This window comes from Aquibacillus koreensis, assembly GCF_025154055.1.
GTDB classification, from domain to species: Bacteria; Bacillota; Bacilli; order Bacillales; family Amphibacillaceae; genus Aquibacillus_C; species Aquibacillus_C koreensis.
In genome coordinates this window covers 1-21,090 of sequence record NZ_JAOALK010000002.1, presented here as the reverse complement: position 1 = coordinate 21,090, position 21,090 = coordinate 1, and the positions used below count along the sequence as shown (strand labels likewise).

Genomic DNA, 21,090 nt, shown 5'->3' with positions numbered 1-21,090 from the left:
ACTGTGCTAGGACAGAGAATAATTAATAATAAATTCACTCCACTACAAAAAACCTTCTCTAATCACTGGTCGTTAAGGATATGTATAATTTTATCTTCGATCGATCGGCCAACCTCTTCATTTGTGACATTATTAATTAGTATCGAGAAGATTAATTCTTTTCCATTGCCTGATTTCATGTAGCCAGATAAAGAACTTACCGTTGAAATTGTTCCAGTTTTCGCTATGACCTCAGCTTTTATATCTTTTAAGCGGTATCGTAATGTCCCACCTGTCATTCTCTCTTCTTTACCAGCAATTGGAAGTGCATTTACATACGTTCTAAACCACTTCTCCTGTCTAACTTTATATAATAAGTCTGAAATTTGGTTTGCCGGTACTAAGTTAACATGAGAAATACCTGATCCATCACGAAGGACCATTGAATCTGTATCTAATCCATAATTTGTTAACTGTTCACGCATTACTTCTAATCCCTTTTCCCAACTACCTTCGCCTTTGTTTGCTTTTCCCATTTCTTTTACAAGTACTTCTGCATGTCCATTATTGCTTAATTTCATAAATGGAACTAATAAGTCTGATAATGGCATCGATTCATGCACAACTAACCTCTTGATCTTTTCTGGTGCTTTCTGGTATAAGATGCTACCATTCCAACTAATGCCCTGCTTTTGAAGTGCTCTCGTAAATAAATCTAAGGCATAGCCTGTTGGTTCCCAAACAGAAATCCATTCTTCACGCTGAAGAGATTGAATTGGAATTGTCCCTTTCACTATCACTTGATTAGATCCATGGTTACGTTCAATGAAAAGCTTACTCTCCTTATTTTCTGCAACTGTCTTGGCTTGGTTAACGATATTGATATAATTTGTCTCTGGCTTCACTTTTATTTTTGCTTTTTCACCTTCATGATCTCCAGGTTGCACATTAACAATTACTGTTCCTGCATCATACTCTTGATTTGGTGATGCTGTTAAAGCTGACACTTGAGCCCCATAATATGTATGCTCATCACTCCAAACAAGATCCGGTGAGTAACGAATATCATCAAACCATGTATCATCTCCAATGATGTTACCCTTTATTTTCGTTACTCCCATACTTTCTAAATCTTCTGCAATTTGTTCAAAATCAGAAGATTGTAATGTTGGATCGCCTTTTCCTTTTAGAAACAAATTCCCTATTAATTGATTGCCTTTAATACGACCATCTGTGAATACTTCTGTTCGAAAAACATAGTCCTCTCCAAGTACATTTAAAGCAGCAGCGGCTGTTAGCAGTTTCATATTAGAAGCAGTTCTTAATCTCGTATTACCCATGTGATCATATAGTAGTTCTCCTGTCTTAGCAGAACGAACACTTATACCTACCAATGCACCTTGTATTCGGGCATCCTGTTTAATAAGCTGATCTATTTCTGTTACCCACGGATTTTCTTCGCTATTTGCAGTCTGGTTCATATTAGTGCTTAAACCAAACCCAAATAAAAGCACAATAGTTAATATAGTCACAGAAATAAATATAGCTTTTCTCATTTTGATCTCACCCTTTATTATTAAGACAATAGACTTTAGTGTACCCATATCTTTCTAAAATAGTACGATTGTACAAACCAAATACCGCTGCTAATCCTACATTGGTAAAAACTCAACTTGTACATATTTTTTATCAGAGACATAATTAAGGAGCATTCCTGTGAAGCCACTCCACTTGATCGAACCTCGATATTTTCAAAACCAGACCTTTAGAAATCACATAATGCTTCATCTGCTTTTTTATTTACTATTAGATCCTCGTTGTTTTTGTAACTTTTTCTAGTATCTTGTCAAAAATCCAAATAGTTAAAAGGACTTATTGGTACTTTTGTGGAAATAGTTATATATAACATTTTTACTAGGATCTTAAACTTCATATCAGACTTGGAGGTTCTATGATGACTTTAAAGAAACCTGTTTTTTTTATTTTATTTGCAGCAAGCATCTTATTTACCACTGCTTGTACAGAAAGCGAATCTAGCTTTACCGTTCAAACAATGGACGATGTTAAATTGGATGTACTTAAGGATTATATTGGGACACAGGTTGACAGTAATTCAGACGTCCAAGTTATTGTAGAAGAATTAGTTGGCGGGGAGACTCTTGAAACATTAAACCTTACGAATGAAATGATCAATGTTACGTATGACCTCTATGAAGGGTCTATTATGGAAGATGATGTAACGGCTTACTGGTTAGATGGAAACAATGTGGAGAAGAACTTTTACTTTAATGCAATCTATTTAACCATTCTAGTGCCAAATGCGAAGGAATTTCATTTCCATGTTGGTGATGCTTCCTTATCTGTTACTAGAGAAGACATCGAAAGGGTACTCTCAGCACACACCAATTATCCCAAAAAAGGAAACCAATTATCAACAGAAACGGTATCCAAATATATAGATAACAATCACGGTACATTCAAGGAAATGGCTGAGAATTATCAAGAATACTTTAAATAAAAGAAATAGACGCATGAGGGGTTAGGTTAGAACTTCCCCCCTGCGTTTTTTTGTGCACATTATCACTTTGTTAGGTTTATAGTGCAATGCATATGTTCCTCAGCCTTATACCAAGGTACTTTGTACCCCTTACCTTTCGAACAGAAAATCGATGTTGATGTATATTTCGGATCAGCATCTTTATCATAACTTTTTAGTTGAATGGTCTCCTCTTGGTTATGACAATATTCATAACCAATAAATCTCAATTGAATGGTACCCTTACCATGCGTAAAAGATGCTAATTCCGTACTATAGTGCATCCAAGTAGCTACTGGTGCTCGGCCAGTTATAACGGAATAATTCCCAATCACTTCTGGTGATTCAAACGTTCCATGAGCCTGTTGAATATCCGACATAACTCTACCGATATGATCTGTCTCTACTTTTATTTTAAAAGCATAGAACGGTTCTAAAACAATGTTTCTCACTTTTTCAAGCCCCTGTCTTAACGCCCTATATGTCGCCTCTCTAAAGTCGCCACCAGATGTATGTTTATTGTGCGCTCGCCCGGTTAATAAAGTAACTTTTATATCCGTAATCGGTGACCCTGTTAAAAGTCCATGATGTTGACGCTCTAATAAATGTTGATGTACCAAGTTTTGCTGTCCAATAGATAAATCATTAGGGTGACACTTGTTTTCAAATAGCAGACCACTATTCCTTTCTGCAGGTTCTATCAATAAATGCACTTCAGCATAATGCTTTAACGGCTCATAGTGACCATAACCATTAACCGGCGCTTCAATCGTTTCTTTATATAATATTTTTGGCTCACCAAACGAAACATCGATCTTGAACCTTTCCATGACGATCTTCGCTAATACTTCTAATTGGATCACTCCCATTACACGAATATGGATGTCCTGAAAATAATCATCCCATTCAACATGAAGAGAAGGATCCTCCGCATCTAGTATGTTAAATATCTGCAACACTTCTTTTACATGGATACCATTATCAAAAATCACTTTTGATTTTAACGTTGGAATCATATCATATGTTGTTTTGTCTGAAATAGCACCGAGCCCATCTCCAACTTGAGCCAAAGACAAACCAGTCACAGCAAACAGTTGCCCAGCTTCTACATAACCAACATTTTCATAAGCGTGCCCATTATATACTCTCATTTGCGTTACCTTTTCTAGTTTTCGCTGAGCCTCATTTCCATAATTCACCTGTTCACGAATGCTTAACTTTCCTCTCAAAGCCTTTATAAATGTAACTCGATTACCATTATCCTCATAACGAACTTTATAGACACGACCAGCAAATACATCCTTATCTGAATAAGCGGATTCTGTCAATTGATCCAACACAGTGAAAAATTCTTGGATCCCCTCATCCTGTATTGCTGCACCATATCCACATGGAAAAAGCTCGTTTTTCTTTATTTTATTTTTTAAAGTTTGTAACCATAATTGTTGATCATACCCATTAGTCAAATACGCTTCGAGCAATTGTTCATCACGTTCAGCAAGACTTTCAATCAATGAATCACCCATCTCACCTTCTTGAGATAAGCCTGAGAGGTCCATCACCTTGTTACTAAGATGAAGACGAATTTCTTCCATGACTCGATTTACATCTGCCCCTACCCGGTCTGTTTTATTAATAAAGAAAAAGGTAGGCACTTGATGTTTTCTGAGAAGTTGCCAAACCGTTTCTGTATGTCCTTCAATACCTTCAACCCCGCTAATAATAATGATTGCGTAATCCATCACTTGTATGGAACGCTCCATCTCCGGAGAAAAATCGACGTGTCCGGGTGTATCCAAGACATAGTAGGTCGATTGATTGTATGTAAACGTAGCTTGACCAGAAAACACGGTAATTCCTCGCTCTTTTTCAATCGTATGATCATCTAAAAAAGTATCCTTATGATCAACACGACCTCTCTCTTTAATCACCTTTGCGTGGTAAAGTAGCTGTTCAGAGAAAGTTGTTTTTCCTGCATCAACGTGTGCTACTAACCCTATTGTTTTGTACAACATCCTTCACCTCAAGTCCGTATCATGTTGTTTTTATACTATTATATCATGGTATGTTCGATACTTTTTCTATAATTTCATTTATGTGTAGTGAGTTAACTAAAAGCTTGCTGAAACAGTACTTTCCAGACATTCCTTAACCTTTATATAATCTTTCAGTCTAATTTAAAGACTAAAAAGCATTTAATATAACGAAAATATATTACTATCCGAAAAATCGTTCTCAAAATGATATTTGATTAATCTCGCTATGAGATATATAATTAACTTAATCTATAAGTAAGCGATTACATAACTGGGACAGAAGGTTATACGAGGGGGATTTAGGATGAGCCAAGTAGAACGAAATGATAAGATGGAACACTTATGGGAGCAAAACAAATTTAACAGAGAAGATGTTTTAAATATGTCTGACGAACAAATTGAATACTTCCATTGGCTTTATTTTGAAGAATCCGTTTATGATCTAATGTAAATATATGAAATATTAACAGTTCCTGCGTTGCAGGGGCTGTTTTTTAGTCTCTTTTAAGACCTGTTTGCCATTAAGGCGGGCGCATTACCTAGATACAGGAATTAATGACCTAAATTAGGATGAAGCTATTCGACATAGCATATCACTTCCTTCAAAACCAATCTCAAAATGATATTTGAATAATCTAATTTTGAGATATATAATAAAGTTAAGAAATAAGTAAACGCTTACAAATAATATAAACACTTCTCTATAGAAGGTTTATCTAGGAGGATTATGATGAGCCAAATAGAACGCAATGACAAAATTGAACACCTTTTAGACTATAACAAATTTAATGAAAAAGAAGTTCTATCTATGTCGGATGAAGAAGTCGAATATTTCCACTGGCTCTACTTTGAAGAATCTGTTTACGATCTAATGTAACATCTATTAAAAATCCCAATAATTTATGAAGCGCTTAGGCCACTGGCCCAAGCGCTTTTTTGTTACTTCTTTCGATTTTTTGCATCTAACAATCTTGCGAATCTGTCTTCCTTATTCTCAATACCATTCGGCTTTGTACCACTTGGGTATTCCCTAACAAAATTTTCTTTACTTTTTGGTGTAGGTTTAATGACAAAAGGCTTACTTTCTATTGAATTGCTTTTCATAGGATCAGCCTTGCTTTTCGTTGTTCTTTTCGTTGAAGCCTTTTTCAGTTGACTTAATTGAGAAGTTCTTTTATTAGCAGATTCTTGCAGTTTCTGCTTTGTTTGATTTCTTTTTTCATCGAACTTGGTACTAAATTCAAAACGAAAACGAAACCTTCTAATGGCAACATCCACCAAGAATAAAAGTAACGTAGCTATTAACAAAATGTAAAATAAATCTTGTTTGTCATAACGCTGCTCAACCCCTTCAGAGGAAAATGCCTCGTCAAGGTTCTCCATAACCTTTCCACCACCAGCAGTAGCAATTTGATCAAGCTTATCCATGCTAGTAGGCTTATACGTATATTCTTCTGAATAAGGTACAACAATGCCTGTTTTGGAAGTTCCTACTACTTCTTCTCCTTGTTCTTCCGTTAGCTGAAGAAAATAAACACCTTGCTCGTCAGTAGTGTAAGTACCTTGGTATTCTCCAGGTCTTATAGGATCCAAATGAACATCGACTTCTTCTCCGCTATCACTCACGAGACTCGCCTCAAGTGTGGAATTAACATCGTCTGGGGTTGTGACTTGGAGTTTCACTTCATTCCCCTCGTTCGATTGTTCTACTTGATATGCTTTTTGCTCATATTGTGGAAAAGTCCAAGTTACAATATCATTCCATAACGGAGACCAACCACTCCACTCCGGCCAACCACCCGCCCATGCACCAGTTAAGTCAGTCGTCCACGCCACAGACCTACCTAGTCCGTATTGCCACCTTGTTAATACAGGATCATCTTTTTCACTTACTAGTACATGCTGTGCTCGTTGTTTCGGTGTCGTTGCGATATATGCATTCATTTCAGGTACGCCTTCAAGGAAGTAATTAGACCATTCCATTTCATTCGCTAATTTGGGATAGAATGGATTATCCTCAATATACGTGCGTGTTATTAAAGCTGTCTCTCTTGAAAGAATGGTCGGAATCGTAGAATCATTTTGCACCTGATAAAAACGTCCTCCACCTAGTTGAGCCATTTCTTCAAGTAATGGTCCATCTGCTTCCAAACCTATCGCTACCGTTGAAAGTGTAATGCCTTCTTCTAATCCTTGTTCAATCATACTTGGATAATCGAGGGTAGCAGCTGACTGACCATCCGTTAATAGAATAATATGTTTTCGCTTTAACTCCAATGCTTCAAGTTGGTTAAAAGCTTGTTGTGTTGGGGTGAATATATCTGTGCCGCCACTTGCAATAATAGATCGAACTTTATCCATCACTGCTTCTTTATCTTCTATCGGTCCAGTTTCTACTACTTGCCATGGAGTTGAGTCGAAAGCGATCACACCTAAATTATCCTTTTCCCTTAATAAATCAATCGATCTTGCTGCCGCTTCACGTGCAAGTGCAATTTTATTTCCAGACATACTTCCTGACTTGTCGAGTACAATGACTAAACCTAGTGATGGAAGTTCATTTTTCCCTTGAATATCCATATCAACAGGTAACGCTTTTTCAATCGGGGTTTTATAATAACCACCAACACCAAATGACTGGTCACCACCAGTCATGATTAAACCCACACCAAAATCTTTTACTGCATTTTCAATTAATAGCATCTGATGTTCAGAAATCATATGCGCCGATACATCGCTTAGCACAATAGAGTCATAATGGAGATAGTTACTCAATTGCCCAGGCAATAATGCAGCAGGAATGGTTTCCGTTTGTATTGCAGAAGCCTCCAATGATTCAACTAGATTCTTTGACGCATCCGCCTTCCCCTCAACAACTAATACCCGAGGAATACCTTTTGTTTCCGTAAATGCTGCAAGCTGATTATTCTCTGCTACTGCATCACCTTCCGCTATAATTTCTGCTTCAAATGTCTGAAATCCATCTTCAGCAACGATATGTTGAAAAGAAATCTGATTCGTTCCTTCTCTTACATCAATAGTTTGATCAGAAATTAACTCTCCATTTTGCTTTACACGCACCTGAACATTAGTATTCAAGCTACTACTTATCGTTAATGCTATATCAGCTTGTTCACCTAGATACATATTTTCGGGAACATCAAAAGAGTCAATAGCCACATCTTCCCTGTAGACTGATTCTAGTGGTAGCACATTCACAATATATCCTTGCTTTTGTAGCAACGTTGCTTGTTGGACCGCATCTCCAATATTCTCATTACCATCCGTCATTAGGATTAATCTACCTTGATCATTGCTTGAAAATAAACTCCCTGCCAGCTGTAACCCTGCAGCTAAATTCGTATAGGAACGATTTGTTTCCGTTTGAAAATCTTCGATGGACCGATTTCGATTGTTTAATGGAATCTCAATAGCAGCTCTGTTAGCCGTTGAAATGACACCAGCAAGGTCTTCTGCATCCTTTTGTTCTATGGTATTTTGAATCTGTTTAAGTGCGTTTTCTTCCTGATCAATCATGCTATAGGAACGGTCTACCACGAATACAGTTGCCATATGTTGAATTGGCCATAGTATTTGTACGCCCGCCAATGCTAGAATAAGAAGCGAAAATACAATCGTTCGAATAAATAGTAATCCTATTTTCCTTACTCCAATAGTGATTCTATTTTTTCTCCAGTACATGCCCATGACAATAATTACTGGGATAAACGCTAGTAACCAAAGAGGATTATCGAGTTGAAATGCCACGTCGATACACCTCCCACTCTATAAACAGAATCAGTAATGCGATCGTTGCTAATATTCTCCATAACTCGAACTTTGAAAAGGCGATAGAGGATGTTTGTTCTCCCTCACCCGAGATCGAAAAAGAATTGCTTTCCTCTATCACGCGTTCTTGATGTGGGACTTGCACGACGAAGGCACGAAACACGGACCCATTAGCACTCTTCTCATGCAGTTGATATAAACCAGGTACACTTGGAGCTGTTAGCATTGAATCACCCTGGTCGATTTCACTTATATTGTCTCCATCAACCGTTTCAATGATTGCCTCTGTTGTAGATGGAAAAAGTTGTATTTCGGTCCGTTCCATGGGGTCAAAGTATCCCAACTCTTTATTTTCCGTCAAAAATTCCAAGCTGTTGGCAAGTAATATTGGAAAACCAGGATGTAGAGGCCAATCCGAATCTTGTAAATCTAAAGGAAACATAACGATAGGTGCTTGTTGATAGTTTCCTTTTGCAAGTATGGTTTGGTCATCACTTTTCACAATTGGTTCTAACCCATTCCAATTTCCAACCTGATATGCTTTTGATAAATACATATGATCCAAATTTGTGTACTGCATAATTGGATCATCTTCCAAAATCTGTAGTTGATAAGCAAGTTCTACCTTTTCCCTAATTTCAAAAGAGCCACCCTCTTTAGGAGAGAGAACTAATTTCGCACCCTTCGGCCATTCTGATTCCATCACTCCCGCTACTACATAGATCGCTTCTTGCTCATCTGGATAAGTATAAGTGGCGCTATCCTCTTTTGATAAGGTAATCGTTTCTACTCCTGTAGACTGTAGAGCTCTTTCCATAAAAGGATGAACATCTCCAACTAAGTAAAGGGTGGTTTCTTGTTTGCTTGGTAGGAAAGCGTACACGTGATTATCTAGAGAATATGCATCCTCTCCAATTTTCGCTTCGTAATAATCGCTAATTTCCATTCTCTCTATTGTAAGTGTTCTTTGCTCACCTATTGGAATCAATGCACTAACTTCTTCTAGTATCCCATTCGCACCAGATACCGTTACCCTCACTTCTCGATCGATATTGCTTTGGTTTTCTATAGTGACAATTGCTGATACAGATTCACCAATTTGCTTCACTCCAAAAGATTGGAGTGATATATTTTCTAATTCTCCATCAATATTATGGACGACAAGATGATTATTAATTGGTGTTTCAAGATTATTTTCCTTCAACTGATCTGAAAAAATATGAATCTCACCGGAATCATTACCAAGCAACGCTTGCGCCAAATTGATACTTTCTCTCATATTTTCTTGTTGATAGGATAGGTTCAACGACGAAACCTCGCTTTTTGCGTCTTGTAAATTTGTCTCATTAGCAAAAAGTAGTACAGGTGTTGTTTGTGCATCAATAACACTCACGCGATGGTCTTTTCCCAGTTGATTTATTAATTGCATAATCTCTGTTTTCACCTGATCAAAACGAGTTTGATCATTTACTTGTGTGGACATTGTCGCAGAGGAATCAATAATAACAACGAGATGATCACCACGTATTTCTGTCCCTTCCATAAATGGACGTGTTAGTGAAAATATCAGAAATAGTAGAAATAATACTTGTAATAGCAATAAGATGTTTTTTTGAAGCTTTTTCCACCAACGATCTGTTTCCCATTCTTTCATTGTTCGTTCCCATAAATAAATCCATGAGACCGGCTGATCCTCATATTGCTTCTTAAAAAAATAGAATAATAGTAATACTGCTATTGCACTCAAAAACCAGAAGGATATTGGTGCTAGAAACCCCATATTATCACCTCCCGATCCAACCCTTGCCCATCAGTGTAGAAAAAATCATTCTTTCTAAGCTAACTGATGTAGGAGATTGAATAAAATCTATCCCCCGAGGATTGCAAAAGGATTGTAGTCTTTGTATATGTGCCTCAAAGAGTTGCTTATAATTTTGTACAACTCTCGGAGACATAGAGACTTCCCGCACACCAGAGGATTCTATATCAATTAGCTTCAGATCACCAAGGTAATCAGGGTCCTGTTCTTCTGGTAGCACAACTTGTACCAGTAACACTTGTTGGTGTTTCGCTTGCATTTGTTTAATTGCATGAAACAAGTCAGTTGGATCCTCTAAGAAATCACTTATGATAATCTGGCATCCTCCAAGCCTTCCTTGTTTCGACTTTTGGATAAGACTTTCACCAAATGTTTGATCATCCGTTGCTAAAGCTATACCTTCGATGAAGGATAACGCTCGATTAACCATCGCTTTTCCTTTTGTAGATGGAAGTCTACGTGTTGGAGAAGCTAAAGGAACAATTTCTACACGATCGGCGTTAGCTAATGAAAGGAAGCTAAATGTAGCCGCAAGTTGTTTTGCACGAAGCCATTTACCTTCGTTAATTCCCATTGACTTCGTACAATCCATGTGAATTGTGATAGCAAGCTCCTGTTCGTCCATAAACTGTTTAATATAATATTTTCCTGTTCTAGCAACCGTGTTCCAGTCAATTTGTCTGAGGTCATCACCAGGATGATATAGTCGGAAATCAGAAAATTCTAAAGAAGATCCAAGTCGTTTTGACCTACGCTCTCCCTTATGTCCACCACGCACTTGTTTTTTCGACGTGATCTTAAAGTTGGCTAATCTTTTTGTGAGAATTGGTGATAAGAGCGTATCCACTTGCTCACACCCTTTCTTCTAATGAATCTAATATTTCTCGAATTAAATCGTCCGTATGAATAGCAGCTGCTTCTCCTTCGAAATTCAAAAATAACCGGTGACGAAGTACTGGAAACGCAACTTTCTTAATATCACCGATGGAAACATTAAAGCGCCCATTAAACAATGCTTGGACCTTTGCAATGGCAATAAGACTTTGTAATCCCCTTGGTCCAGAGCCATACCGAATATACTTTTTCACTTGTTCTGACGTGTTTGGCTCTTCAGGATGACTTGCCATAATCACGTTCACTGCATAATCCAACACTTGATCCGCGACAAGTATATGCTTCGCCAGTTCCTGAACAGAAACAACAAAATTAGCATCCACAAGTTGTTCTAATCCTTGCAATTTCGGACTTGTTGTCCGTCTTGCAATTTCTTTCAATTCATCACGAGTGGGATAAGCAACATCAATCTTCATTATAAAACGGTCCATTTGTGCTTCTGGTAATGGATAAGTTCCTTCTAGCTCGATTGGGTTTTGTGTTGCTAAAACAAAGAATGGTGCAGGCAAATGACGCATCTCCCCCATCACAGTAACTGTTCGTTCTCCCATCGCTTCCAATAAAGCACTCTGCGTTTTGGGTGTTGCACGGTTTATTTCATCTGCTAGAACAATATTTGAAAATAGAGGACCTTCATGGAAAACAAATGATTGTCCACCCGCTTCATTGGGCTGTATCATGTTCGTACCAGTGATATCGGAAGGCATTAAGTCTGGAGTAAATTGGACACGCGAAAAGCGCAAATCCATTACTTCTGCTATTTTTCGTACAAGTATGGTTTTACCAAGACCTGGGAGTCCTTCGAGTAGCACATGCCCCTGTGCAAAAATCCCCAAAAGAAGATGAGCCACTACTTCGTCTTGCCCTACGATAAACTTCCCTATTTCTTCTTTGACTGCTATTATTTTTTCCTTTACCTCTAGAAGTGATTTCTCCTCAATATTTGTCACGGTCCATTTGCTCCTTCCCCTGGTTCAATCTCACTGAAATATTCTCGAATAATTGACTGTAAATGAGTTGGATAATCATTACGTTCCAACGCCTGTCGATAGGTATTTTCGTATGCTTGATATACTTCTTCGTAGGAGCGAACTTCTCCTGGCATGATCGGTGCATTAGGAGACACTTGTTGTTCGCTCGAGCCTTCACCTAATGGGCCTTGATCCACTTCTTGATTTTCTCCACTTGTTATCTCTTGTGGTATTGTAAACTCTCTATTACCAGCACCTTGGCCCGCTCCATTACCTATACCTGAACCAGACCCATTGCTACCAGAACCTGAGCCGCTTCCTGACCCTGATCCACTGCCAGATCCTGATCCACTACCTGATCCATTGCTAGATTCGGAACCTTCTTCACTACTTGCACCGCTTTGGCCATTACTTCCGGAAGATTGACCTGATGAAGGGTTGCTACCCGAGAATGCTAACGACCCTGGTGTACCGCCCAAACCTGCAGTTTGCATTTGATCGTTTAGTTGTTGCGCTAATTCCTGTACATTTTTTTGGGCATCTGCTAACTGCGATTGTTCACCAGCTACATCCATTAATTTTTTTAACTGTTCCTCCATGCCTTCAAGCATCGCTTGTAATTCTTCTTTTGACATCGCTTTATCTTGGGCTTGAGCTATACCTAATTGTTCTGCTGCTTTTTGTAACTGGTTTTGAAGTGCTTGTAATTCTTCTTCACTAAGTTCATCGAGTTCATTTAACAATGCAGCCATTTGATTTTCCATTTGGGACTGATTATTCTGATCTAAAGATTCAGCTAGTTTTTCTAAATTGGGTGCCTTTAACTGTTCGCTTATATCATTTAGTATCTTTTCACTCTTTTCTGCTTGTTCTTTTAATTCATGTAACTTTTTTTCTGCACGTAAAATATCTTCTTGAACTTCAGAAGGATCTTTCTCTTGTTTTATCTCATTTGCTAATTTCTCTAATTCCTTTTTCACTTCTTCATTAGTGTTCTCGTCGAGGTTTTTTGCCAATTCTTCCATTTTTTCCTTTTGTTCTTTTACAATTGATCTTTCCTTTTCCATATCCCTTGCAGTTAACATCACATCATTTGGAAACATGATACTCAGTATGCCGATGAAACTAATGCAAAATGTAATTGTTGTCTTTTTCCAATCAAACCACTTTAATTTCTGTGCTTTAATAGTAGGGAGTATTTCTTTCATTTTGATCAATGTATCATTTCTTTGCATAGCAGCAATTTCCGACGGGTCATCAAAAAAGTCCATCGCCGTAACTACACGGTCTTCTAATTGATGCTTGTCAAAGGCTTTTGCTGCTGCCAGATCATTTGGTCTTCTGAGAAAGAAATAAATGAAAAACACAATAAACACGATGCATATACTAATCAGTATTTTCTCTTCAAGAAACAGAATGTAGAGGAACCTACTTGCTATCAACCAAAGACAAGTCACGACAGAAAAAGTGATCAAGGCCAAATAGAAGATCTGAATGGCCTCTTTGATCCATAACTTTTTCTTTACTTCGTGTAACAAACGAAAAAATTGATTTTGCTGATTCATAAGTTATTCCTTCTTTTTTCTTGTTTTTACTTTCATTGATGGACGTAGACGTCGAATACTAATGATAAGTGCGACTATTGCAATTAGAAAATACGATATCACAAATCCTGACCAAAGTGGCCATTCTATTCCAGTCGCTTGCAACTCATAGCTAAAGGCTGAAGGTTCATAGATCGTAAACAATGTAACAATTGGATTTAACATGATAAATAAATATGGTAAATATTCATTACCTCCAGAAACCGATCCAGGATTATATGCCATTGAAAACCTTAGTGAGATTACAAACAAAATCAATGTACCAACTAAAAAGAAAAGCATCATCGCATAAGTAGTGATTGTTGCAATCATTGTTTTACGGATAATAGTTGAGAACATAACTCCTAAGCTACCAATTGTAAACATCGATAATAGCTGGAAGCCAAACGTTATCACTACCATGCTTGGAGAAACACCACCATATAGGAAAACGATACTATAAAGCGGTAGTGATGCAAACAACATCAGTACTAGAAACGCCAAAGACGAGAAAAGCTTACTAAGTACAATAGAAGTCGATGATTGCTGCGTTGTTAGTAAAATATTTAACGTTTGCATTTCCCTTTCCCCACTGATGGCACCCGCCGTCAAACCAGGTGTCATAAATGTGACTAACCCTAATTGACCAATTGCAAGTACCATAAATAAATTCCTGCTATCCGTAGCATTAAATCCACCATACCCAAAGGTCGATTCTATATAAATAAAAGCTAAGCTTACTAATCCACAAATTGCTAGGTAAAAAAAGATCCCTAAAAAGCTTTTAAAAGAGCGAAATCGTAATTTAATTTCTTTATTTAATACCGGGTTAATAAATAGTGTGAAGAAACGTTCCATTATTCCTCCCCCTTTGTAATTTCCATAAATATATCTTCTAAATTACTCTGTTTTTGTGAGAAGGTTAAAATCGGAATATCTTTTGTAATAGCCTTTTTTAGTAATTGGACCTGATCATCATCAGAACCCTCGTAAGATACATGGAGGAGCTGCTCATCTTTATCATCTCTCTCGACCAACTGCACATTTAAATCATTTTCAAAAAAGGCGATTGCATTATCTATGTCCTGTTTTACGGAAACAAACAGTATTTTATTTGCTTGTAGCTGACTTTGGATCTGATTAACATTTCCACTAGCGATTAGATTTCCATGTTCGATGATGCCTAAGTAATCACACATTTCCGATAGCTCAGGTAAAATATGCGACGAAATGATGATCGTTTTTTCCATATTTTTTAACTCTTGTAAGATCCCTCTCATTTCGATACGTGCACGAGGATCGAGACCTGATGCTGGTTCATCTAATATAAGTACCTCTGGATCATGAATGAGTGATCTTGCTAAGCAAAGTCGTTGCTTCATCCCTCGTGACAGAAGATCTACATAACTATCTTTTTTATCAGTTAAGTTAACTAGCTCTAAAAGTTGTGGAATAATAGCTTGCCGTTCCTTACTCGGAACACCATAACTAGCACCATAAAAATCTAAGTATTCATGTACTTTAAATTGATCGTACACCCCAAAAAAATCTGGCATATACCCAATATGCTTACGTACTTGTTTTGGATCTTTTGTTACATCATACCCATTTACATATGCCGTCCCGCTTGTAGGAGCCAACAAAGTTGCTAGTATGGAAAATGTTGTTGTTTTACCTGCACCATTTGGACCAACAAACCCAAACACAGAACCTTTTTCAATCGTAAGATTTAAATTGTTCAGAGCTGTAAAAGACCCATATTTTTTAGTAAGATTTATTATTTCTATCATTAATTGGTCACTCCTTCAAGGAAGACATTTGGTACTTCTACAGATCCACCATTCATTTCTGTATTCACCTGGAAAATAATTGCATTGTCGTTTATATAGTTTGTATCGACATCTTGATTAAAAGAAACATTGGTACTTGTAATGGCTTCATATTCACCGGTTTTACTATTTAATATAGAATAGGATGTTCCAGGAATATCAGTGATTCTAAAACTCATTTCGTTTGCTTGAAATGACTTCTCAACTAAAGCAGTTGGAATCTGATAGATTAGCTCATACAAACCAGGTTCCCCATCAAAGAAACGTTCTCCTTCCAATAAACCATTATAGTGAATCATTCCTTCTACCACAGCTATTTCAGGTACGTTTATTTCTGTGGATAGAGAAACACTATTATCTGGTAATTCAACTTGTACTGGCTGCGTGAAAAGATGCAAACTAGTTTGATCAGTAGTTTTATCATTTACTTGTGAGGTAGTTAATTCTGCATGTGTAAATCCAACAAGAACTGGCGTGTCATCACGCGTAAAAAGTTCTTCCCTGATCGCATTATTTAGCATTTGTGCTTTACGTTCTTTCTCCTGATCCATTTGGCCAGGGTTTTGTTGTCCAAAGATTTGATGGCCAACTCCTTGCATTGGCGACGTAAACAATCGACTATTTGAGGCTTTCATTGTTATTTCTCTTGTTTCTCCTACCTTAAGTGCACCTAACGCTTCGAATCGTTGTCCGGTAATGAGGTATAATTCGTCAAAATCATGGCCAAAATCATTTGTTACCTCTCCATTTAACTCTTCGTCTGTGTAGGTTAAAGTGGTATCAAACTTGCCATATTCTTTATATGGCATGTCTATTTCTGCACTCCTAGGAGACCAAAACTCTACATCTAAAAACCGTACGTGTTGCTTGTCGGTATTCGTATATATTACTGGGATGTCCTCTTGTGCTACTTCTCCACCATAGAAATTACCTTCTGCAGGAAAGGGATTTAAAGCTTGATCTACACTAAGTATGTAATTCCCCGATTGCTTCGATAGAAATGAAACAGACCCTTTTCCACTACCGACTCCCTGTTCATTTACAGCAATAATTGATACCATATTTGTTTGAATTTCACCAAGGCGGTCTTTCGCCCCTGTAGTGTATAAAGCAATACTTGATATAATTGCAAATGCAGGTATTGCCACCCATGCCCATTCTCGTTTATCCATTCTTTTCAAGACAAAGTATAAGACTGGAACAAGTAAAACGAGATAAATTACAAATAGAATAATAAGCGTTGTCACTTTAAAATTAGCCAATGTAGAAAAAGTCTCGGACAAACTAATTAAATTATCTCCATAATAATAACCCTGTTGTTGTGAACCAAAACTTTTCAAATGACTAACAATTGATTGCCAGATCTTGTTATTCCCTTTTTCAAAGTTTGCAAATGCTGGATGACTTAAGTCGTAACTAAGCTGGACCACGGTCCCTTTACCAGCAGCCTGACTCACGAGTAAAGGAATGTCATTTTCATTATAGGTAATAGAAGCTACGTCACTTAACTCTCCTGTAAATAACTCAAATTGTTGTATATCGAAGACCTGTTCCTCTGTAAGTTGATTAAATGTATTTATTGTCTCAACTGTTTCCTTACCTGTTATGGCTAGCGGCGCCAAATCAGCGAGCGAACCTAATTGTTGGTTTAAATCAAGTTCACTTCCAATAACAAGAACTCCACCATCTCGCACCCAATTTTTAATTGTTTCTTGTTTTTCTTCAGGTAATTGTGTCACTGCATAATCATTAATAATGATTATATCCAACAAATCTAACCCCATTGCTTCTGATGGAACATCTTCTTCCTGAAGGACCAATAGTTCAGGACTATCCCCTCGGAGTGTTGTCAACTTTAAATAATTCAAACGGTCTGGTTGCTCCGTTAGAGCTCCAATCACCACTTGATTATGTTGGACATAGGTTGGCGCTAACTCTAAACTAGAATCGATTGGCACTTCCTGTCCGTCTTGCCAATCACCTTCATAAAGAAAGAACTGCTCTTGGTTAAATTGATTAGGATTTTGTCTAAAAATATCCATTCCCATCATACCTGGTACAGAAAAGTGAATTTGCTTTGTTGTACCAGAAGCAATATCAATAGGAATTACTTTATTCCCATACGATTGATGATCTTTCGGAATAGTTATTAACAAATCACCAGAAAAGTCATCCCCAGGATTTGTAACTGTTAACGTAACTGGATAGCCTTGTTCGTTTTTTGCTTTTCCATCAATACCTGCCTCGACTTGAATATCAAGTCTGTTTTCTTCATCTGCCATTACAACTTCAGATATAGAAAATGTAAAAAGCGAAACCAATAGTGAAAAAATGATGATATAAAAACGATTCCTTTTCAACGTGCTGCCCCCTTTTATTCCTCTCTAATTAATGACGATACAAATTATTAAAAAGTTTCTAATTTATGTAAATCCATTAAAATTGTAACATAGTGTTTAAGTAGAGTTTGGATCAACAAGCGATTTTTTTTATTTTCTAAGAGTACGTATTTAATTGGTCACTATTAGAGATATTAAAACAAAAAAACGGCCTTACTAGCCGTTAGTATTAATTCTATATTAAGTTGAACATAGCTTACAGTTTCATAGTCTATGCCCTTTGGATTGATCTGCTACCCAATCACCACTTTTAATCTGACGCAAAAATTTCACTTGCTCCATTGTAAAAAAGTAGAGGATCGCATCATGTACTTGATCATTTGTATAAACAGTACGGACGGTCCGATCATATAAACCATTTTCGAGATTGTCTTTTTGATAGTCTTCTAGCATGTCTAGTTGAACTAAGACTTCATCCGATACTTTATATAATTCACCATAAACCTTACTGCCATGCTCTAATGTCATAGCAGGATAACCACAACCAACGTTATAGAGCTTTCCAGTTGTCCAACTATGCTGTGCAATAATCGATGCAGTCCTTAAAAAATGATGATTTCCCTGATTAGCGCGTAACGTACCATATACGAATACGAGATGCTTGTTCAATTTCACTCCTCCACTTCTTTATTTTAGATATAAAAAAAGACTAAGCTATTTCAAACACTTAGTCATACATACTATTTCTTGGCCTTATTCTTAAATTGTGGAGCGTGTTCCATTGCAAATTGGATGATCTGTTTATATGTCTCTGGAGCAAACTCTTTTTTTGAAGGAGAATACAGTTCAGCCGTACCTTCATCAATTATTTTAATAATCGCTCCACCACGAACATATAAACTCACATATAAAAATGGTTGTTGTAGTCTATTTTGCCTAAGAAAGGCTTTTGGAAATTCTGCAGTAATAATTAATCGATCTTCCACATGCTTTAGAGAAAGCTGACTAAACACCTTCATATTTGACACTTCTTGAAGAAACAACGTATTTCGCTCCTTTTAATCTAATTTCTAACATGTAATACTATGTTCGTTCAACTTCATTCATACTGTTTTCTTTTAGTTTAACATCAGTTTGATTGAAATACCTTATTATTTTCATGTATGTTGGCTACATTTTTATAATTATCATAAGAAAACACCTCTTTATTAATAAAGATCAATCCAGAACCTTTTAATAACATTACCATTTTCTTCAACATAATCTTCGTCTTCTATTCCACCGTTTTTCACAATAGTTTTATATGAGCCAGTATTTGATTCATCACAAACGACCAACGCTTTCGAAATACCTAGTTCTTTTGCCTTTTCTAATGCACAATTCAATAGTTTTGTGGCATGTCCTTTTTGGCGCTCAGATGGACGAATACCGTAACCGATATGCCCTCCATTATATAATAAGAATGGCGTCAATTGATGACGGATATTTACAACACCTAGAATTCTATTTTTCTTGTTGATTAGCCAATAAGTGGAGTCAGGGACCCATCCTGAAGGGAGATTTATGCCATTCATATGGTCTGTAAGAAACTGAATCATCGCATCAAAATTACTAGGATCCTTTTCAATTACCCATGGGATCATCTCCTCTTCACTAGCTAACCATTCATAATAAAAGGAGAGATACTCTTCTTCTAAGTCTATACGAGGTTTACTAAGTACAACTTCATCTTCCACTTCTTTCCCTCCATTATTAAATTTTTCCTATTTTACCATAACCTTACCTACGGGGCAATTTATTATAAAAAAAACAGGCGACAAAAGATTGCCACCTGTGTTACGAAACTCTGATTATTCCGTTATTGTACTCTCATCTGTATTTTGCTCTGCATTTGGCTTATCTAAGCCCAAATTCTCCTTTAATTGCAATGACGCATTTTCTATCCCGTTCTCGGCAGGTATAAAATACCATATTCCGTCAACTCTTTGATCAGATCCTTCAATTTCTATCGTTTCAATCGAAGATGCATCCATAGATGAATACATTTTTTGTAAAGCAAATATTTCAGAGGCGGTTAAACTTGTAGTAACATTTGCACCTATGATGTTAGATATTTCCCCAACTTTGAAAATAGTACCTGCGGAAATTGCTTGGTCAATGGTGGCCTGAATAAACTGTCGCTGTCTTTCATCACGTGGGTAAACGGTATTCACATCTCTTTTTCTCATCCGTACAAACGCTAGTGCTTCCTCACCGTTTAACTTTGCAGGTCCTGATTCAAAAGTAATCCTATTGTTGTTATCATAAATATTTTCTTCCCAGAAACCCTCTTTTATATCTATAGTAACCCCACCTAGAGCATCTACTATTTCTCTAAATCCGTCAAAGTTCACCGTTATATACTCATCGATAGGAATACCAAGTAAATCCTCAACTTTTTCAACTGTTAATTTATTTGCACCATATCCCGAAATCGAACCAAATGTGTATGCTGCATTTATTTTATGCGAGCCTGCATAAGCATCAGTAGCTTCTTCTGCAGTAAGTTCGACCCTTGTATCTCGTGGAACAGAGGTCATTGTCATCTTATTTGTTTTTGGATTTAATGTAACAACAATTTGCGTATCAGCACGCCCATTTTCTCCACCTGTTGAATAATCTTCCACACCAATAAGTAGGATAGACAAAGGATCGTCACCAATTGTGATGGCTTCTTCTCTTAAATCTGATTTATTATCTTTACGATCTAAGTCCTCATAAGAATTTTGTACCGCGTTGTATCCATGCGTAAACAGGTAAACTCCAATCCCCAAAAAAATTACTATAATTAATAGAACCGTATATAAAATCCGTTTTTTCACTTTCGATTTTTTTTGATTTCGTCGTTCCATTCTATATTCATCCATATTTTACCCTCACTTAATCATTTCTCTATTCTTACATAGCATTCTCCCTTTTCCATTAATAGAAAGGGCTCTCACTGATTTTAATATTTCGCTCGTTTCTATATCCTAACATATTTAAGTCATTTCTAATAGATTTTTCAATTTTTAACACATCAATTACTCATCTAAATCGTTTTCTAGTAATACCCTAACACCTGCATATAATTTTATGCTAAATTTTATAAAATAAATTCATCTCATGAAACCTTTTACAAAGAATTATTTAGCCAAAATAAAAAACCCTTAAGAAGTTAATTTCTTAAAGGTTTCATTTCGCCTAGCGACGTCCTACTCTCACAGGGGCAATGCCCCAACTACCATCGGCGCTGAAGAGCTTAACTGCTGTGTTCGGCATGGGAACAGGTGTGAC

17 protein-coding genes and 1 rRNA gene are annotated in these 21,090 nt (G+C 36.9%); 3 read left to right on the top strand and 15 right to left on the bottom strand.

Features of this window, described 5'->3' with window-relative positions; all coding sequences use genetic code 11:
* Positions 1 to 62: 62 nt before the first annotated feature.
* Entirely contained in the window at positions 63 to 1,535 is a 1,473-nt protein-coding gene (gene dacB / locus NYQ66_RS00315) for a D-alanyl-D-alanine carboxypeptidase/D-alanyl-D-alanine endopeptidase (RefSeq protein ID WP_259865623.1), read from the bottom strand.
* A gap of 398 nt (positions 1,536 to 1,933) precedes the next feature.
* On the opposite strand from dacB, the gene NYQ66_RS00310 reads away from it, so the two are divergent.
* Positions 1,934 to 2,497 (top strand): hypothetical protein, encoded by a 564-nt coding sequence (locus NYQ66_RS00310; protein WP_259865621.1) that lies wholly within the window; start codon positions 1,934 to 1,936, stop codon positions 2,495 to 2,497.
* A 62-nt stretch (positions 2,498 to 2,559) separates the two neighbouring features.
* On the opposite strand, the gene NYQ66_RS00305 is transcribed toward NYQ66_RS00310, so the two are convergent.
* The gene (locus tag NYQ66_RS00305; protein WP_407652032.1) at positions 2,560 to 4,527 is read right to left on the bottom strand and encodes a GTP-binding protein; all 1,968 of its coding nucleotides are present in this window, start codon (positions 4,525 to 4,527) and stop codon (positions 2,560 to 2,562) included.
* 328 nt (positions 4,528 to 4,855) lie between these two features.
* Here NYQ66_RS00305 and NYQ66_RS00300 point away from each other — a divergent pair, with 328 nt between their 5' ends.
* On the top strand, positions 4,856 to 5,002 hold the full coding sequence (locus NYQ66_RS00300) for a BH0509 family protein (RefSeq protein ID WP_259865618.1): 147 nt from the start codon (positions 4,856 to 4,858) through the stop codon (positions 5,000 to 5,002).
* A gap of 279 nt (positions 5,003 to 5,281) precedes the next feature.
* The gene (locus NYQ66_RS00295) at positions 5,282 to 5,428 is read left to right on the top strand and encodes a BH0509 family protein (RefSeq protein ID WP_259865616.1); all 147 of its coding nucleotides are present in this window, start codon (positions 5,282 to 5,284) and stop codon (positions 5,426 to 5,428) included.
* A gap of 62 nt (positions 5,429 to 5,490) precedes the next feature.
* On the opposite strand, the gene NYQ66_RS00290 is transcribed toward NYQ66_RS00295, so the two are convergent.
* The 13 genes from NYQ66_RS00290 to rrf all read right to left on the bottom strand — a co-directional run.
* A complete protein-coding gene (locus tag NYQ66_RS00290; RefSeq protein ID WP_259865614.1) occupies positions 5,491 to 8,319 on the bottom strand; it encodes a VWA domain-containing protein in 2,829 nt (942 codons plus the stop codon).
* Entirely contained in the window at positions 8,300 to 10,120 is a 1,821-nt protein-coding gene (locus NYQ66_RS00285; protein WP_259865612.1) for a vWA domain-containing protein, read from the bottom strand. The genes NYQ66_RS00290 and NYQ66_RS00285 overlap by 20 nt, the downstream gene beginning before the upstream one ends.
* Before the next feature lie 4 nt (positions 10,121 to 10,124).
* The gene (locus NYQ66_RS00280; RefSeq protein ID WP_259865610.1) at positions 10,125 to 11,006 is read right to left on the bottom strand and encodes a DUF58 domain-containing protein; all 882 of its coding nucleotides are present in this window, start codon (positions 11,004 to 11,006) and stop codon (positions 10,125 to 10,127) included.
* A gap of 4 nt (positions 11,007 to 11,010) precedes the next feature.
* The gene (locus NYQ66_RS00275) at positions 11,011 to 12,003 is read right to left on the bottom strand and encodes an AAA family ATPase (RefSeq protein ID WP_259865607.1); all 993 of its coding nucleotides are present in this window, start codon (positions 12,001 to 12,003) and stop codon (positions 11,011 to 11,013) included.
* Positions 12,000 to 13,589: a hypothetical protein gene (locus NYQ66_RS00270; RefSeq protein WP_259865598.1), complete on the bottom strand. Its 1,590-nt coding sequence runs from the start codon at positions 13,587 to 13,589 to the stop codon at positions 12,000 to 12,002. The genes NYQ66_RS00275 and NYQ66_RS00270 overlap by 4 nt, the downstream gene beginning before the upstream one ends.
* Before the next feature lie 3 nt (positions 13,590 to 13,592).
* Positions 13,593 to 14,465 (bottom strand): ABC transporter permease, encoded by an 873-nt coding sequence (locus NYQ66_RS00265; RefSeq protein WP_259865588.1) that lies wholly within the window; start codon positions 14,463 to 14,465, stop codon positions 13,593 to 13,595.
* The gene (locus NYQ66_RS00260; protein ID WP_259865584.1) at positions 14,465 to 15,397 is read right to left on the bottom strand and encodes an ABC transporter ATP-binding protein; all 933 of its coding nucleotides are present in this window, start codon (positions 15,395 to 15,397) and stop codon (positions 14,465 to 14,467) included. The genes NYQ66_RS00265 and NYQ66_RS00260 overlap by 1 nt, the downstream gene beginning before the upstream one ends.
* Positions 15,397 to 17,796, bottom strand: coding sequence for a DUF7408 domain-containing protein (locus NYQ66_RS00255; RefSeq protein WP_259865581.1), 2,400 nt, complete (start codon positions 17,794 to 17,796; stop codon positions 15,397 to 15,399). The genes NYQ66_RS00260 and NYQ66_RS00255 overlap by 1 nt, the downstream gene beginning before the upstream one ends.
* Positions 17,797 to 18,039: 243 nt before the next feature.
* Positions 18,040 to 18,444 (bottom strand): gamma-glutamylcyclotransferase family protein, encoded by a 405-nt coding sequence (locus tag NYQ66_RS00250; RefSeq protein WP_259865571.1) that lies wholly within the window; start codon positions 18,442 to 18,444, stop codon positions 18,040 to 18,042.
* A gap of 71 nt (positions 18,445 to 18,515) precedes the next feature.
* Positions 18,516 to 18,818 carry a hypothetical protein gene (locus NYQ66_RS00245; RefSeq protein WP_259865561.1) on the bottom strand — a complete coding sequence of 101 codons (303 nt, stop codon included), beginning with the start codon at positions 18,816 to 18,818 and terminating at the stop codon, positions 18,516 to 18,518.
* Between the two features lie 165 nt (positions 18,819 to 18,983).
* Positions 18,984 to 19,511 carry a GNAT family N-acetyltransferase gene (locus tag NYQ66_RS00240; RefSeq protein WP_259865552.1) on the bottom strand — a complete coding sequence of 176 codons (528 nt, stop codon included), beginning with the start codon at positions 19,509 to 19,511 and terminating at the stop codon, positions 18,984 to 18,986.
* A 114-nt stretch (positions 19,512 to 19,625) separates the two neighbouring features.
* Positions 19,626 to 20,681, bottom strand: coding sequence for an LCP family protein (locus NYQ66_RS00235; protein ID WP_259865543.1), 1,056 nt, complete (start codon positions 20,679 to 20,681; stop codon positions 19,626 to 19,628).
* A gap of 314 nt (positions 20,682 to 20,995) precedes the next feature.
* Positions 20,996 to 21,090, bottom strand: a 5S ribosomal RNA gene (gene rrf / locus NYQ66_RS00230); the annotation flags it as partial.